Origin of the sequence: Rubrivirga marina (assembly GCF_002283365.1) — a bacterium.
GTDB lineage: Bacteria > Bacteroidota > Rhodothermia > Rhodothermales > Rubricoccaceae > Rubrivirga > Rubrivirga marina.
This window is the reverse complement of record NZ_MQWD01000001.1, coordinates 947,634-962,825: the sequence shown is the minus strand read 5'-3', so window position 1 is coordinate 962,825 and position 15,192 is coordinate 947,634. Positions and strand designations below refer to the sequence as shown.

Below are 15,192 nucleotides of genomic sequence, written 5' to 3'. Positions count from 1 at the left end.
TGGCGTCGGCATGGCCGCACCTAGCGCAAACGCCCCGATCCGTACCTGACTGTGACTACTGGACCTCCAGCACGAGCGCCGTCCGAGCCGGGACCGCCAACGTCGGCCGGGTGAGGTCGTAGACCGTGCGCGTCACGACGTCGCGCCCAGTCGCGACGCTGCCGAGGCGCTCCGCGAGGCGCCCGAGGTCGAGCGTCCGGCCCTCCGAGGCGGCGTTGAGCACGACCATCACCGTCGAGCCTGCCCCGGGCTCCGACCCGGGGTCCTCGTCCCAGCGGAAATAGACGTACACGTCGTCGCGCGGGATGAACTGCGTGAGCCGGCCGTGGTGGATCACGTCCGCCGTGCGGCGCCAGCGGGACAGCGCGCGGACGACCTCGAACGCCTCCTGCTCGCGCTCGGTCCGGCCCGCCTCGGTGAACACGGAGCGGGCGTCGCCCGGCCAGCCGCCCGGCATGTCGAGCCGCTTGTAGCCGTCGCCGCCCGTCCGCGGCCCGTTCGGAATCGCCACTTCGGTCCCGTAGTAGACCTGCGGGATGCCGCGCGTGGTCATCTGGAAGGCGTAGCCGAGCGCGAGCGCGCTCAGGTCGTCCGCGTCGGAGTAGGCGCGGTCGAGGTCGTGGTTGTCGAAGAACGTCACCATCCCGTTGGGGTCCGGGTAGATGTGGTCCTGCGCCAGCGTCTCGTAGATCGCGTACGGGCCGCCGCCCGTGAACGCGCCGCGCAGGGCGAAGGCGAGCGGGAAGTCGGTCACGCTCGGCAGGTCCGAGTCGTAGCCGTCGCCGGGCGCCGCGAAGTCGTCCTGCCAGTAGGCCTCGTGCGGGACGTTCGTGACCCAGCTTTCGCCCACGATGTTGAAGTCCGGGTAGGCGTCGAGGACGTAGCGCGCCCACCGCGCCATGTAGGCCTTGTCCGGGTAGAGGTACGTGTCCATCCGGATGCCGTCGATGCCCGTGTGCTCGATCCACCAGACCGTGTTCTGGAGGAGGTACTGCGCGAGGAGCGGGTTCCGCTGGTTGAGGTCCGGCATCTCGCGCACGAACCAGCCGTCGACGAGCTGGCGCCGGTCGGCCTCGGAGGCGTACGGGTCGATGGCCGCCGGACCGGTGAAGTTGGTCTGTCCGACGCGCTCCCAGTCGTGGACCCAGTCGGACGTCGGGAGGTCGTCCATCCACCAGTGCCGGTCGCCGACGTGGTTGTGGATCATGTCCATGATCACCTTCAGGCCCCGCCCGTGGACGGCGTCGACGAGGGCGACGAACTCGTCCGTCGTCCCGAAGCGCGGGTCGGTCGCGTACATGTCCGTCGCGGCGTAGCCGTGGTAGGCCCCGTACGCCGGCGTCATGTCGTTCTCGAAGACCGGCGTGAACCAGATGGCCGTCATGCCGAGGTCGTCGATGTAGCCGAGGTGCTCCAGGACGCCCGCGAAGTCGCCGCCGTGGCGGGCGTTCGGGTCGGAGCGGTCGGCCCCTTCGAGCATTCCGGGGATGGAGTCGTTGGACTCGTCGCCGTTCGCGAAGCGGTCGGGCATCATGAGGTAGATGACGTCCTCGGAGGAGAAGCCCTGGGCGTAGGAGCCCGGCCGGCGCGACCGCTCGCGGAGCTCGTAGTCGAGCGTCTGCGTCCCGTCCGGCCCCTCCAGCGTGAGGGCGAGGGGGCCCGCCTCGGCGTCCGGCCCGACCGTCATCTCCAAGAAGAGGTAGTTCGGGTTCTCGACGGCCACGACGCGGTCGAGCGTGACGCCGGGCGTCTCGGCGAGCGTCGCGCGCGCCCGGCCGACGTCCTCACCGTAGAGCATCACCTGGAGCTCCGGGTGGTGCATCCCGGCCCACCAGAACGCGGGCTCGACCCGCTCGACGGTCTGGGCGGCCCCGACGAGCGGGGCGAGGAGGGAGAGGGCGAGGAGGGCGTGGCGCATCGAGATGGGAGCGGACCGGCGGAGGGAAGAAACGATGGGCGCCGGTGAGGGTACCGCCCCGACGCCTTCCGCCTCGCCATGCGCCTCCTGATCCTCGCCGCCCTACTCCTGCCCCTCGCCGCCTGCGAGTCCGACGACACGTCCGCCGAGCCGGCCGAGGTCGCGCCCGCCGGCGAGGCCGCCGTCGCCGAGCCGACGAGCACCGTGACCGTCGCCTACAAGGGCCGCCTGGAGGACGGGACCGTCTTCGACCAGAGCGATCGGTCCACGTTCAACCTCCAGGAGGTCATCCCCGGCTTCCGCGACGGCATCTCGGGCATGCGCGTCGGCGAGTCGAAGGCGCTGATGGTGCCGCCGGAGGACGGCTACGGTGCCAACCCGCCACCCGGCATTCCGCCGAACGTGACGCTCTACTTCGACGTCGAGCTCCTCGACGTCCAGTAGCTCGAACCGCCCGACGCCGAGGCGTCCCGCCTCGGTCGGTCCACCGGGCCCCCGAGGCGGGACTACTCGCCCGCGATCCGCTCGAGCAGCTCGTACCGCGCGCGGTCCGGCTCCGGGATCGCGTCCGACTCGACGTCGATCACCATCACCGCCGACGTGCCGTCGGGCGCGGCGCTGGCGGCCGGCCACGCCGGGAGGCCGGGCCCGTTCGGGTCGCCGGTGTGGATGAAGCGGACGAAGAACCCCATCATCGTCTCGGAGACGGCGTAGTCGTCGGCGGTCCAGGCGTAGACGGGGTGCGTGTCGAGGTTGCCGAGGGCGTACTCGATATCGGCCGAGTGGACGGCGCCCGTGGCCGGCGGCGGCGCCTCGGCGCCCTCGACCACGCCGCCGGCCAGCCCGGAGGCGCCGCCGCCCCGGAGCGGCGGGCGCGGGTGCGCGTAGTAGTAGCGGTAGACCGGCGCACCGCCCGTCCGGCGGTGGAGGTCGAACCAGCGCCACGTGCTGTGGGCGATGAACCGGTCGCCCGCGAGCGCCGTCGCCGACTCGACCACCTCCGCCTCGGTCGTTCCCGGGTAGAGGGCGAGCACCTCGTCGGCGTGGTCCGGGTACAGGAAGCGGACGGCCCCGGCGTAGGCCTCGGGCGTCGGCTCGGCGCCGCCCAGGATCATCCGCCACGTCATCTCCTCCGAGTTCCAGCCGACGAGGAGCGGGACCTGCGCCTGGCGGCCGGCGGCGAACGTCTCGGCCGGCGGCTCGGGGTAGACGCGGCCGTCGAGCGTGGCCGAGAACCACGGGACGCCCGGCGCCGAGGCCGCCGCCAGCAGGTCCGCGGCGGGCACGGCCCGGAGCTCCGCCAGCGCCGCGGCGCCGACGGACTCGGCAAACCGCACCCCCGCCGCCTCGGCGTCGTCGAGCGAGACGGGCGGGAGCGCGCCCAGCGCCGACCCACTTTCGCCGATGGCCCGGTGGAACAGCCCGCGCGCGGCCGGCGCCACCATCTGCGCGCTCACGGAGATCGACCCGGCCGACTCGCCCGCGATCGTGACCTGATCGGGGTCGCCCCCGAACGCCGCGACGTTGTCCCTCACCCACTCGAGCGCCGCCGTCTGGTCCATCAGCCCGTAGTTGCCCGACCCGCCGTACCCCGACGCGGCCGTCAGTTCGGGGTGGGCGAGGAAGCCGAACACGCCGAGGCGGTAGTTCGGGACCACCACGACGGTCCCCTCGCGGGCGATGGCCGCGCCGTCGTAGCGCGGCTCGGAGGCGTCGCCGGCCACGAAGCCGCCGCCGTAGAAGTAGACGAGGACGGGCAGGCTCTCGGCGCCCGCCGGCGCCCAGACGTTGAGCGTGAGGCAGTCCTCGCTCATGCCCTCGGCGCGCGGGGCCATGTCCCCGAAGATGTCGGCCTGCATGCACCGGTCGCCGAACGCCGTCGCGTCGCGGACGTCCGTCCACGCCTCGGGCGGCTGGGGCGGCGCCCAGCGGAGCCCGCCGACGGGCGTTGCGGCGAACGGGACGCCACGGAAGATCCGGAGCCCGTCCGCCTCGGCGTCGCCGCGGACCGGGCCGGCGGTGGTTCGGACGACGGCCGAGGCGGACGGGGCCGAGGCTGGCGCGTCCGGGTCGCTGGCGACAGGCGTCGTCATGGTGGGCGCGCAGGCGCCGAGCAACAGGGCGGCGCCGAGCACTAGCGTGCGTGACATCGTGGAGGGGGAAGGAGCCGGCGGGCGACCGGAGAGGCGGGTGCCCGGAAGCAGGAGAGTACGGCCTCCGGCGCGCGTCAGGGCACCACGAGGTCGTGCTCCAGCGCCTCCAGCGACGTGTTCTTCGTCTCCGGCATCACGAACCACACGAACAGGAGTTGGAGTACCATCATCCCACAGAACACGGCGAACACGGGACCGCCGCCCACCCGCGCGGCCACGATCGGGAACACGTTGGCCACGACGGCCGCCAGGATCCAGTGCGTGAAGCTCCCCAGCGACTGGCCGCCGGCGCGGACCTGGTTGGGGAAGATCTCCGAGATGAACACCCAGATCACGGCCCCCTGCGAGAGCGCGAAGAACGCGATGTAGACGAACAGCAGGGCCGGCACGATCGCGAACGTCTCCGTCGAGAAGGCCCACGCCGTGCTCGCCAGCGCCGCGATCAACCCGACCGAGCCGACGAGCATCAGGCTCCGCCGCCCGAACCGGTCGATCACCACGAGCCCGAGCATCGTAAAGATGAGGTTCACGAGCCCGATGCCGGCCGATGACAGCAGCGCCGCGCTGCCACCGAGGCCGGTCATCTCGAAGATCCGCGGGGCGTAATAGATGATCGCGTTGATGCCCGAGAGCTGGTTGAAGAAGGCGAACAGGACGGCCAGCACCACGGGCCGACGGAACTGCGGCGAGAACAGGCCGGCGCGGCGCCCCGGCGCGTCCGTGACCACGGACGCCTGGATCTCGGCGATCTGGCGGTCGATCTCGTCCGGCGACCAGCCGACCCGGGCGAGCACGGCGCGGGCGTCGTCCACGCGCCCCTTCTGCACGACGAGCCACCGCGGGCTGATCGGGACCCACGTCATGAAGTACACGAAGGCCAGCGCCGGGACCGCCTCGACGCCCATCATCCACCGCCAGTCGAGCCCGAGCGTGCCGAGGACGTAGTTCGAGACGTACGCCAGGAGGATGCCCAGCACGATGTTGAACTGGAACAGCGCCACGAGCCGGCCGCGGCGGTCCGGTGGCGCGATCTCGGAGATGTACATCGGCGCGGCCACCGACGAGGCGCCCACGCCCAGCCCGCCGATGAACCGGAAGACCATGAACGAGACGACCTCCGGCGCCAACGCCGAGCCCACCGCCGAGACGAGGTACAGCACGCCGATGATCTGGAGCGTCGACCGCCGCCCGAGCCGGTCCGCCGGGATCCCGCCGAACAGGGCGCCGATGACGGTGCCGTAGAGGGCGACGGCGACGGCGAACCCGTGGAGCGCGTCGCTCAGGCCCCAGAGCGTCTGGATCTCCTGCTCCGCGCCGGAGATGACGGCCGTGTCGAACCCGAAGAGGAAGCCGCCGAGGGCGACCGCCAGCGACCAGCCGACGAGGCGGCGTTGGGAGACCATGGGGGTGGGGCGTGTGGGTGCCCGCCTCGGCGGGTCCGCGGCGGCACCGAGGCGGGCAGGGGCGCCTACTCCTGCGCCGAGAAGGCCAGGGCGACGCCGTTTGTCCAGCCGAAGCCGTCCTGGTTGGGGTACTCGCCGCCGCCGGCCGGGCGGCTGAGGTCGGCCACGTCGTACTTCTCCGTCATCTTGCCGGTGGCCTGGTAGACGCGGCGGTTGAGGGCGAGCCAGCGGTCGCGGGCTTCGTCGGCGACGTCGGCGCGGCCGTAGCGACGGAGGCCCTCGGCCGTGAGCCACTGGAGCGGGGGCCAGCCGTTCGGGGCGTCCCACTGCTGCCCCGAGGCGATCCGGGTCGTGACGAACCCGCCCGGCTCGAGGAAGTCGCGCTCCAGCACGGCCGCCGTGGCGGCGCCCTCCTCGGGACTCGCCACGCCGAAGTAGAGCGGCGCGGCCATCGCCAGCGTCGGGCGGTCCGTCACCCGCTCACCGGTCCGCCAGCGGACGTCGAAGAAGGCGCCGGCCTCGGGGTCGAACGCCACGCGGCGGAGCGCGGCGCGGCGGGCGTCGGCGAGGGCGGCCCAGCGGCGGGCCTCGGCGGCGTCGCCGGCGATGGCATGGAGCCGGCCGATCGTCCGCTCCTGGTGGACCAGCAGGCTGTTGAGGTCGACCGGGACGAGCGCCGTGACCTCGAGCGTGCGGAGGTCGCTCGGGTCGCGCATCCAGCGGCTCGAGAAGTCCCATCCGCTCTCGGCCGCGGCGCGGAGGTTGCGGTAGAGCGCGGGGCGCTCCGCCTCGGGCAGGCTCTGGGCCAGCTCGTAGTCCTCGCGGTACGACTCCGGCCGCGGCGCCGCGACATCGTCCCAGTAGCGGTTGAGGACCGTCCCGTCGTCGAGCCTCACCACACGGCGGTGGGCCGCGCCGGGCGCGAGGCCGTCGGCGCCCTCCATCCAGAAGGCGTGCTCGGCCTCGAGCGCGTCGAGCCAGCGGAGCGCCTCCGTCGAGTCGGTCGCCGCGGCGTACTGGCCGACCATCGCGGCGAAGAACGGCGGCTGGCTCCGCCCGAGGTAGTACGTCCGGTTGCCGTTGGGGACGTGGCCGACGGTCTCGATGAGGTGCGCGAAGTTGTCGAGCACGCTCCGCATGAGGTCGGTCCGCCCGCTCTCCGCCAGCCCGAGGAAGGTGAAGTACGAGTCCCAGTAGTAGACCTCCCGGAAGCGCCCGCCCGGCACGACGTACGCGTTCGGCAGCGGGATGAGCGACGTGACGAGGTCCGGGTCGTCGGGCTCGCGCGTGAGGACGGGCCACAGCGCGCGGATGTGCTGCTCCATCGTCTGCGACGGATCGCTCTCGTACCCCTCACCGACGGGCCGCGGCGCCGCGAAGTGCGCGTCGACGAACGCCGCGAGGTCGAAGCCGGGCGCGGTCTTCTGGGCCTCGTACGCGGCGACGATCTCGGCCGGCGCGCGCAGCGGCCGGGCGTCGGCGAACGTCTTCGAGTCCTCGAACACGCGCGCGAGCTGGACGTCGTGGAAGAGCGGGCCGAGGTCGCGCTCCGGCAGGTACAGCCCGTCGGCCACCGAGGCGGGCGAAGCCGGCGCTTCGCGGACGGCGGCCGTCTGGCAGCCCGCGGCCAGGAGCGCGGCGAGGGCGAGCAGCAACGGCCCGGTGGAGGGACGGCGGATCGGCATCGGAGACAGGGGGGGATGAGCGCCCGGCAACCTACCGCGGTAGCGCTTTCATCGCCTCCTCGGAAGCGCTCGGCGCTAGGTTGATCGCATGCGCTACCGTCCTCTCGCCCTCGCTCTCCTGGCGGTGCTCGCCGTCGGCGCCGCGGCTCAGACCGGGCGGCCGAACATCGTCTACATCATGTCGGACGATCACGCGCTGCGGACGATCGGGGCGTACGGGCGCGGCTTCCATGACACGCCCAACCTCGACCGGATCGCGACTGAGGGCGCCGTCTTCGCCAACGCGTTCGTCGGCAACTCGATCTGCGGGCCGAGCCGGGCGGCGATCCTCACCGGCACGCACGCCCACGTCAACGGCGTGACGGGCAACGCCCAGCCGTGGGACAGCACGCAGGCCGTCTTCCCGCGCCTCTTGCAACAGGCCGGCTACCGGACGGCGCTCTTCGGCAAGTGGCACCTCAACAGCAGGCCCGCCGACGAGTTCGACGCGTACACGATCCTGACGGGCGCCGGCAAGCAGGGCTTCTACTACAACCCGGAGGTGTACTCGCCGGACAGCGGCACGCGGACGATCAAGGGCTACTCGACCGATGTCGTCACGGACCTCTCGATCGACTGGCTCGACCGGAACGCCGAGGCGGAAGAGCCCTTCCTCTTGCTCGTCCAGTACAAGGCCGTCCACGTCCCCCGGATGCCGCCGCTCCGCCTCCTCGACCGCTACCGCGACGCGACCATCCCCGAGCCGCCGACGCTCTACGACGACCTCGCCACGCGGACGCACAACGCGGGGGACGTCAACTTCTTCCTCGACGAGTTCCGGCACGAACCGCCCCTCGCCGAGCACACGCCGGACCGCCGCGGCATCTACTTCGAGCGGATGACGGACGCCGAGTTCGCCGCCTACCACGCCGCCGTCGACCCGCAGAACGCGGAGTACCGGCGCCTGCGCGAGTCCGGAGCCCTCGACGAGCAGGGCGCGATGCGGGCGTACCACTACCAGCGGTTCATCAAGGACTACCTCCGCATCGTCGACGCGCTCGACGAGAACGTCGGGCGGTTGTTGGACCGGGTCGACGCCGACCCCGAGTTGCGTGAGAACACGATCGTCGTCTACGCCTCGGACCAGGGCTACTTCACGGGCGAGCACGGCTACGCCGAGAAGCGGCTGATGTACGAGGAGGCGATGCGGATGCCGCTCCTCATGCGGTGGCCCGCCCGGATCGCGCCCGGCACGCGCGTCGAGGCGCTCGTCCAGAACATCGACCTCGCCCCGACCTTCCTGGAGGCGGCCGGCCTCGACCCGCTCGACCGGATGCAGGGCGTCTCGCTGGCCCCGCTCCTCGACGGCGTCGCGCCCCCCGACTGGCGGCGCTCGGTGTACTACCACTACTACGACCACGGCCTCCACCGCGTGGCCCGCCACGCCGGCGTGCGGACCCACATGCACAAGCTGGTCCACTTCTACACCGACGACACGTGGGAGCTCTACGACCTCGTGGCCGACCCGCACGAGCTCCGTAACGTCCACGGCGACCCCGAGTACGCCGACGTCCAGGCCGCCCTCGAAGCCGAGTACCTCCGCCTGCGCGACCACTACGACGTGCCGTCCGAGACGTTCGAGGCGCCGTTCCCCGCCGCGCTCGCCCCCTAGCCCCATCCGCCTCGGTCCCGAGGCGGGCCCGCTCCCCTCCCCTATGCGTCGTCCTCTCGCGTTCGCCGCCGCGCTCGCCCTCGCCTGGGCGGCCGGCGCCACCGTCGGCCTCGGCCCGCTCCGCCCGCCGTCGTTCATCCTCTCCGAGGCCGACGCCGCGCGCGAGGACGCCGACTGGGGCACGTTCTACACCTACCACGAGGGCGAGACGCACGGGACCGTCGACGGGCTGGCGGGCGTGGCCGTGATCGACCCGGGCCAGGAGATCCACCCGCCGCACCGGCACGCCGAGGAGGAGTTCCTGATGGTGGTCGCGGGCGAGGGCACGTGGCACCTGCTCGGCGAGGAGCGGCCGGCCCGCGCCGGCGACCTCCTCTACGCCGCGCCGTGGGACGTCCACGGCATCACGAACACGGGCGACGTGCCGCTCCGGTTCGTCGTGTGGAAGTGGAGCGGCCGGGGCGTCGAGCCGCCGGCGGACCCGCAGTAGCGCCCGCCTCGGCGCCGGTCCCCAACCTGTCGCAAGGCCGAGGCGGAGGGAGTCGGCCGGATCGGTCGTAGACTCGCCCCCCTGCGAAAACCTTTTCAGCCGAGTCCATGCGCCCGCTCCTCCTCGCCGCCCTCGCCCTCGCCGCGCTTCCGGCCTCGGCCCAGGCGCCGGCCGACACCCTCTTCTTCGACGGCTTCGACGGCGACGCGCTCGACCGGTCGAAGTGGTTCGTCCGCGTGACCGGCGAGTCGTTCGGCGTCGTCAACGACGAGCAGCAGGCGTACGTCGACTCGACCTCGACGATCGATCTCCTCCCGGCCGCTGAGGGCGCCGAGGGCGGGGTGCTCCGACTGCGAGCGAACTACCGGCCCGGGACGGAGACGCGCGACGGCACGTTCGACTTTACCTCGGGGCGGATCGACACGAGCGAGCGGTTCACGTTCACGCGGGGCACGGCCGCCGCGCGGATGAAGCTGCCGGCCGGGACCGGCTTCTGGCCCGCGTTCTGGGCGCTCGGCGAGGGCCGCTGGCCCGACACCGGCGAGATCGACATCATGGAGTCGGTCGGTGAGACGGACTGGACGGGCGTCGCGCTCCACGGGCCGGGCTACTCGGGCGAGACGCCGCTCGTCAACAAGGCGTTCTTCCCCGAGGGCGAGGGCTCCGACGGCTGGCACGTCTACTCGGTCGACTGGACCGACGACGCGCTCCTCTTCCGCCTCGACGGGCGCCTCATCTACCGGACCACGCGGCCGATGGTCGAGCACTACGGGCGGTGGGCCTTCGACAACCCGAAGTACCTCATCCTGAACCTCGCCCTCGGCGGGGCCTACCCGGTCAAGACGAACGGCGTGACGGAGCCCTACCCTGGCCTCCCGCAGCCGACCGTCGACCTGATCCGCGACGGCCGCGGCGAGGTGCTGGTGGACTGGGTTCTGGTGACCGCGCCCTGACCTCATCCGCCTCGGCCCTTCGGCACGCTCAGGCCAGGCGCCGAGGCGGCGCCTACTCGGCCCAGGCACCGTGGTCGAGGCCCCGTCTGTAGAACAGGGCGCCGAGGCGGACAGGGTCAGCCCTCGCAGGCCGGCGCGTAGCCCGGCGCGAGCGCGGCCTCGGGCGTGCGGACGTACATCACGGAGCGGCCCGGCGACCACGCGCCCTGACGGCGGAACTCGGTGATCGTCTGGAGACGGCCCTCGGCGTCGACGAGCGAGACCGAGCGGACGCGGTCGATCTCGGGGTGGCCCTCGACGGCCTCCTCGACCACGAGCGCGCCGTCGGTGCGGACGCTGCCCGTGCCGGACGTGCTAAACCCGCCGGACGTGACGTAAACGAACCGGAGCGAGTCGCCCTCGGCCCAGATCAGCGTCTCGCCGCCGTAGCCCCCGCCCTCGAGCGTGTGGACGTTGCGGAGCGCCTGCCCGCGCATGGCCCACTCGAAGCGCGAGACGTCGGTGACCGACTGGCCGTCCTGCTCGAACGTCCCCCGCCACGGCGCCCCGACGAGCGGCGCCAGGGGGGCGAGTTGTTCGGCCGGCTCCCACTCCTGGGCTGCGACGGTCGGGGCGAACGAAACGAGGAGGGCGAGGAGCAGGAGGCGCATCGGGACGAGGGGCGGGTGCGGAGGGTGGATACGGCACACGGCTGACAGCGGAATGTCGTGACGTGCCCCGGACCCGGCGTCCTTCCCTCGGGCGCCGCCTCGGACCGACCGAGGCGGGCGAACCCGGCACGCGGGGCGGCGTGGCAGGGACATGCCGATCCACTCCACCGGGGCCCGGGGCGACCGCCGGGCCGCCCGTCGCGCGCAAGGCCGCGGCGGCCGCGCCGCCGAGGCGGACCTCTCCGTCCGCGAGCGGCTCGGGGCGCTGCGGAACGTGCCGCCGCTGTTCCGCCTCGTGTGGCAGACGAGCCCGCCGCTGTTCGCCGCCGGCCTCGTGCTCCGGCTCGTCCGGGCCCTCGTGCCCGTGTCGATGCTCTACGTCGGCAAGCTGATCGTGGACGAGGTCGTCCGCGTGGCGGGCGCAGAGCCGGCGCTGGGCGGCGTCGCGGCGTGGGGCGGCGCGCTGGAACCGTTGGCGTGGCTGCTCGCCGCCGAGCTCGGGCTGGCCGTCCTGTCGGAGCTCCTCGGCCGGGCCGTCGCCCTCAGCGACTCGCTCCTCGGCGACCTGTTCACGAACGAGACGAGCGTCCGCCTCATGCGCCACGCGGCGGCCCTCGACCTCGCCCACTTCGAGGACGCCGACTTCTACGACCACCTGGAGCGGGCGCGGCGGCAGACGACCGGCCGGATGGTCCTCCTCGGGCAGATTCTCGGCCAGGTCCAGGACTCGATCACGGTCGCCTCGCTGGCGGTCGGGCTGGCGGCCTACGCGCCGGGCCTCCTGTTCCTGCTCGTGGTGGCCCTCGTGCCCGCGTTCCTCGGCGAGGCCCACTTCAACGCCCAGAGCTACTCGCTCGCCTACTCCTGGACGCCCGAGCGCCGCGAGCTCGACTACCTCCGCTACGTCGGCGCCAGCGACGAGACGGCGAAGGAGGTCAAGGTGTTCGGGCTCAACGGCTACCTCGCAGAGCGCTACCGCGAGCTCGCCGACGCCTACTACCTCGCCAACCGGACGCTCGCCGTCCGCCGCGCGTCGTGGGGCGCGGCGCTCTCGGCCGTCGGGAGCCTCGGCTACTACGGGGCCTACGCGTTCATCGTGTACCGGACGGCCGCCGGCGCCTTCTCGATCGGCGACCTCACGTTCCTCGCCGGCTCGTTCGGGCGGATGCGCGGATTGCTGGAGGGGATGCTCCAGGCGTTCTCGACGGTCTCCGGCCAGGCGCTCTACCTCGCCGACCTGTTCTCGTTCTTCGAGATCGAGCCGCGCGTGGTCTCCGCACCCGACGCGCCGCCCGTGCCGGAGCCGATCCGGGAGGGGTTCACGTTCGAGGACGTCGGCTTCCGGTACCCCGGCTCCGACCACTGGGCCGTGCGGCACCTCTCGTTCACGCTCCGGGCCGGCGAGGCCCTCGCGCTCGTCGGCGAGAACGGGGCCGGCAAGACGACGCTCGTCAAGCTCCTCGCCCGCCTCTACGACCCCGACGAGGGGCGGATCTTGCTGGACGGACGGGACCTCCGCGAGTACGACCTCGACAGCCTCCGCTCGGCGGTCGGCGTCATCTTCCAGGACTTCGTGCGGTACCACCTCACGGCGTCCGAGAACATCGCCGTCGGGCGGATCGCGGAGCGCTCGGATCACGCCCGCATCGAGACCGCCGCCGAGCGGTCCCTCGCCGACGCCGTGATCGAGTCGCTGCCGGGGGGCTACGCGCAGGTCCTCGGGCGGCGGTTCTCCGAGGGCACGGAGCTCTCGGGCGGCCAGTGGCAGAAGGTGGCCCTCGGCCGGGCCTACATGCGCGACGCCCAGCTCCTGATCCTCGACGAGCCCACGGCCGCGCTCGACGCCCGCGCCGAGTACGAGGTGTTCGAGCGGTTCAAGGACCTGACCGAGGGCAAGACGGCCGTCCTCATCTCGCACCGGTTCTCGACCGTCCGGATGGCCGATCGGATCCTGGTGCTGGAGGCCGGCGAGGTCGAGGAGGTCGGGACGCACGAGGAGCTGCTCGCGGCCGGCGGGCGCTACGCCGAGCTGTTCGAGCTCCAGGCCCAGGGCTACCGCTAGCGACTCCGCCCGCCTCGGCGCCGAGGCGGAGGAGGCCGTCTGTCACTCGCGCTCCCGTGGGACCTCGTAGCGGAGCTGGACGAACGTGTCGTTGTGGGTCGTCGCCGACACGAGCCGGAGCGGGGGCGTCGCGATCCGCCGCGGGAGGAGCGGAGCGCCCGCGCCCAGCGTCACCGGCGCGACCGTCACGATCAACTCGTCGACGAGGCCGTGGTCGCAGAACTGCCCGACCAGGTCGCCGCCCCCGACGAGCCAGACGTTCTTCCCACCGGCCTCGGCCACCATCTGCTCGTGGACCGGGCGGACGTCCCCGCGCACGAAGCGCACGTCGGCGCCCGGGATCGCGGGGAGGTCGCGCGACGTGAACACCCACGTCGGCTGCTCATACGGCCACGGCGTGCCTGTCTCCGCCCCTCCGAGGTCGGCCAGGACCCACTCGTAGGTCGTCGAGCCCATCGCGACGGCGCCGACGTCCCGGATGAAGTCGGGGTAGTCGTCGGTCATGCCGAACTGGAGGAGCCAGTCGAGCGAGTGGTCGGGGTCGGCGATGAAGCCGTCGAGGCTGGTCGCGGTGTAGTACTGCGTCTTCATGGGCGAGTGGGGAGGAACGCCGCATGGTTCACGCGGCCGGTGCCACCTCGCCTGTCACCTCTGCGACTCCGCCCGCCTCGACGTCGAGGCGGGAGAGCTACTCGTCCCCGGTTCGCTCCAGCTCGGCGAGGACTCGGTCGCCGCGGACGAGCCGGAGCCGGGCGGGCGCGTCGGACGCGTCGATCTCGAGCCCGCTCGTGCCGAGCAGCAGGTACCGCCCATCCGCGAGGCGGACGATCCGGCGACGGTCCGCGCCCCGACTCAGGTACAGGGCACCGCCGACCGCGTGGATCTCGGTCTCAGCGAAGGAACCGGACCCGGCGTACGTGCCTGCCAACGCCATGAGGCCGGCGGCGTCCACCGCGGCGGCACGGGGGAGCGTGGCCGGGTCGACGTAGCGGCCGTACGCGCGGAGCGCGTCCTAAAGCCGATCGTGCGGGAGGGCGTGGGCCGTCAAGCTGTCCCGTCCCGTCATGGTCTCGGCGGCCACCATCGCGTTGAGGATGGCCTCCTCGGTCGCCTCGACCGTGGCCTCGAACAGCCCGTCCATTTCGTCATTGGGGAGCACGTCGAGCGTCGCCGTCGGGCGAGCCGCCCACGCGCCCGGGTTGCCCGTCGAGAAGGCGACGAAGATGTCGCCGGAGCCGTTCGAGCCGAGCCCGCCGAGCCGGCCGATCGCGAGGGGGACCCGCTCGGCGAGCCGTTGGAGTTGGGGCGGGAGGAGCGGGGCGTCGGTCGCCACGACGACGATGATCGAGCCGCGTGCGAGCACGTCGTAGTTCGGCATGAGGTCCGGGATCTCGCGTCCGACCGGCACGCCCGCGACCGTGAACCGGGCCCGGCCGCCGTAGTTGGCCTGGACGAGGACGCCGAGCGTGTGGCCGCTCCCCGTGAGCCGGGAGGCCGTCCCGATCCCGCCCTTGAACTGGTGCGCGATCATCCCTGTGCCGCCGCCCACGTTCCCCTCGGCGACCGGCCCGCCCGCCGCGGCGTCGAGCGCCTCGAAGGCGTGGGCCCGCGTGACGTGCTGGCCGAGGATGTCGTTCAGCACGTCGTACGTCTCGGCCACGAGCGGGTACGTGTACCAGAGCCCGCCCTCGGGGTCCGCGTTGAGCCCGGTCGAGTCCATCCACGCGATGACGGCGTCGCGGACGACGCCGACGCTGAAGGTGTTGGTGATGGTGATCGGCGTCTCGAGGTAGCCGGACTCCTCGATCCAGTGGACGCCCGTCATCTCCCCGTTCCCGTTCAGCGCGTAGGTCGCGGCGAAGACGGGGTCGAACGCCCGGCCGCGCGGGAGGAGGGCCGTCACGCCCGTCCGCACCGGCCCCTCCCCCTTGACGAGCGGGCCGTCGCCCTCGATGATCGTGGCGTGGCCGACCTCGACGCCGGGCACGTCGGTGATCGCGTTGAGCGGCCCCGGGACGCCCTCGAACGGAATGCCAAGGTCACGGGCGCGCACGTCCTGCCCGCTGGCGAGCGGGGCGAGGGCGCCCATCACCCACGCGACGAGCAGGAAAGGAACGAAGCGGGGCATGGCGTCAGCGGCGGGTCCAAAAGGATACACCGCTCCCTCTGCCCGCCCCGCGAGGCCGGTCGCCACCCCCACCTCGGTCCCGAGGTGGACAGACCCGGC

Annotated in this window: 13 protein-coding genes; 5 read left to right on the top strand and 8 right to left on the bottom strand. The window is 72.7% G+C overall.

The genetic code is table 11. The annotated features are described in order from the left end of the window. Positions 1–55 precede the first annotated feature (55 nt). Entirely contained in the window at positions 56–1,918 is a 1,863-nt protein-coding gene (locus BSZ37_RS03805; protein WP_095509264.1) for a glycoside hydrolase family 13 protein, read from the bottom strand. 78 nt (positions 1,919–1,996) lie between these two features. On the opposite strand from BSZ37_RS03805, the gene BSZ37_RS03800 reads away from it, so the two are divergent. Beyond that, positions 1,997–2,362 (top strand): FKBP-type peptidyl-prolyl cis-trans isomerase, encoded by a 366-nt coding sequence (locus BSZ37_RS03800; protein WP_095509263.1) that lies wholly within the window; start codon positions 1,997–1,999, stop codon positions 2,360–2,362. 62 nt (positions 2,363–2,424) lie between these two features. Here BSZ37_RS03800 and BSZ37_RS03795 read toward each other — a convergent pair whose 3' ends face one another. From BSZ37_RS03795 to treA, 3 genes are all read right to left on the bottom strand, one after another. Next, on the bottom strand, positions 2,425–4,068 hold the full coding sequence (locus tag BSZ37_RS03795) for a carboxylesterase/lipase family protein (protein WP_218830390.1): 1,644 nt from the start codon (positions 4,066–4,068) through the stop codon (positions 2,425–2,427). A gap of 77 nt (positions 4,069–4,145) precedes the next feature. After that, positions 4,146–5,474, bottom strand: a complete 1,329-nt coding sequence (locus BSZ37_RS03790) for a sugar porter family MFS transporter (protein WP_095509262.1) — start codon at positions 5,472–5,474, stop codon at positions 4,146–4,148. 65 nt (positions 5,475–5,539) lie between these two features. Further along, positions 5,540–7,159 (bottom strand): alpha,alpha-trehalase TreA, encoded by a 1,620-nt coding sequence (gene treA / locus BSZ37_RS03785; RefSeq protein ID WP_095509261.1) that lies wholly within the window; start codon positions 7,157–7,159, stop codon positions 5,540–5,542. An 88-nt stretch (positions 7,160–7,247) separates the two neighbouring features. On the opposite strand from treA, the gene BSZ37_RS03780 reads away from it, so the two are divergent. The 3 genes from BSZ37_RS03780 to BSZ37_RS03770 all read left to right on the top strand — a co-directional run bounded on the left by BSZ37_RS03780 (position 7,248) and on the right by BSZ37_RS03770 (position 10,253). Further along, positions 7,248–8,810, top strand: a complete 1,563-nt coding sequence (locus tag BSZ37_RS03780) for a sulfatase family protein (RefSeq protein WP_095509260.1) — start codon at positions 7,248–7,250, stop codon at positions 8,808–8,810. 43 nt (positions 8,811–8,853) lie between these two features. Next, positions 8,854–9,300 (top strand): cupin domain-containing protein, encoded by a 447-nt coding sequence (locus tag BSZ37_RS03775; RefSeq protein ID WP_095509259.1) that lies wholly within the window; start codon positions 8,854–8,856, stop codon positions 9,298–9,300. Positions 9,301–9,407: 107 nt separating this feature from the next. After that, positions 9,408–10,253, top strand: coding sequence for a glycoside hydrolase family 16 protein (locus tag BSZ37_RS03770; RefSeq protein ID WP_095509258.1), 846 nt, complete (start codon positions 9,408–9,410; stop codon positions 10,251–10,253). Between the two features lie 116 nt (positions 10,254–10,369). Here the strand turns inward: BSZ37_RS03770 and BSZ37_RS03765 are convergent, their stop codons facing one another. Further along, on the bottom strand, positions 10,370–10,903 hold the full coding sequence (locus BSZ37_RS03765; protein ID WP_095509257.1) for a hypothetical protein: 534 nt from the start codon (positions 10,901–10,903) through the stop codon (positions 10,370–10,372). Between the two features lie 151 nt (positions 10,904–11,054). Here BSZ37_RS03765 and BSZ37_RS03760 point away from each other — a divergent pair, with 151 nt between their 5' ends. Further along, on the top strand, positions 11,055–12,965 hold the full coding sequence (locus tag BSZ37_RS03760) for an ABC transporter ATP-binding protein (protein WP_095509256.1): 1,911 nt from the start codon (positions 11,055–11,057) through the stop codon (positions 12,963–12,965). Between the two features lie 42 nt (positions 12,966–13,007). On the opposite strand, the gene BSZ37_RS03755 is transcribed toward BSZ37_RS03760, so the two are convergent. The 3 genes from BSZ37_RS03755 to BSZ37_RS03745 all read right to left on the bottom strand — a co-directional run bounded on the left by BSZ37_RS03755 (position 13,008) and on the right by BSZ37_RS03745 (position 15,093). Further along, on the bottom strand, positions 13,008–13,556 hold the full coding sequence (locus tag BSZ37_RS03755) for a dihydrofolate reductase family protein (RefSeq protein WP_095509255.1): 549 nt from the start codon (positions 13,554–13,556) through the stop codon (positions 13,008–13,010). Between the two features lie 97 nt (positions 13,557–13,653). Next, positions 13,654–13,899, bottom strand: coding sequence for a hypothetical protein (locus BSZ37_RS03750; protein ID WP_143537554.1), 246 nt, complete (start codon positions 13,897–13,899; stop codon positions 13,654–13,656). 78 nt (positions 13,900–13,977) lie between these two features. Further along, positions 13,978–15,093 (bottom strand): DmpA family aminopeptidase, encoded by a 1,116-nt coding sequence (locus BSZ37_RS03745; protein WP_095509253.1) that lies wholly within the window; start codon positions 15,091–15,093, stop codon positions 13,978–13,980. Between the last annotated feature and the right edge of the window lie 99 nt (positions 15,094–15,192).

Coding starts and splice junctions, on each gene's coding strand:
- BSZ37_RS03765 (WP_095509257.1), bottom strand. CDS start 10,903: ATGCGCCTCCTGCTCCTCGCCCTCCTCGTTTCGTTCGCCCCGACCGTC.
- BSZ37_RS03790 (WP_095509262.1), bottom strand. CDS start 5,474: ATGGTCTCCCAACGCCGCCTCGTCGGCTGGTCGCTGGCGGTCGCCCTC.
- BSZ37_RS03795 (WP_218830390.1), bottom strand. CDS start 4,068: ATGTCACGCACGCTAGTGCTCGGCGCCGCCCTGTTGCTCGGCGCCTGC.
- BSZ37_RS03805 (WP_095509264.1), bottom strand. CDS start 1,918: ATGCGCCACGCCCTCCTCGCCCTCTCCCTCCTCGCCCCGCTCGTCGGG.
- treA (WP_095509261.1), bottom strand. CDS start 7,159: ATGCCGATCCGCCGTCCCTCCACCGGGCCGTTGCTGCTCGCCCTCGCC.
- BSZ37_RS03800 (WP_095509263.1), top strand. CDS start 1,997: ATGCGCCTCCTGATCCTCGCCGCCCTACTCCTGCCCCTCGCCGCCTGC.
- BSZ37_RS03780 (WP_095509260.1), top strand. CDS start 7,248: ATGCGCTACCGTCCTCTCGCCCTCGCTCTCCTGGCGGTGCTCGCCGTC.
- BSZ37_RS03770 (WP_095509258.1), top strand. CDS start 9,408: ATGCGCCCGCTCCTCCTCGCCGCCCTCGCCCTCGCCGCGCTTCCGGCC.
- BSZ37_RS03745 (WP_095509253.1), bottom strand. CDS start 15,093: ATGCCCCGCTTCGTTCCTTTCCTGCTCGTCGCGTGGGTGATGGGCGCC.
- BSZ37_RS03760 (WP_095509256.1), top strand. CDS start 11,055: ATGCCGATCCACTCCACCGGGGCCCGGGGCGACCGCCGGGCCGCCCGT.
- BSZ37_RS03755 (WP_095509255.1), bottom strand. CDS start 13,556: ATGAAGACGCAGTACTACACCGCGACCAGCCTCGACGGCTTCATCGCC.
- BSZ37_RS03775 (WP_095509259.1), top strand. CDS start 8,854: ATGCGTCGTCCTCTCGCGTTCGCCGCCGCGCTCGCCCTCGCCTGGGCG.
- BSZ37_RS03750 (WP_143537554.1), bottom strand. CDS start 13,899: ATGGCGTTGGCAGGCACGTACGCCGGGTCCGGTTCCTTCGCTGAGACC.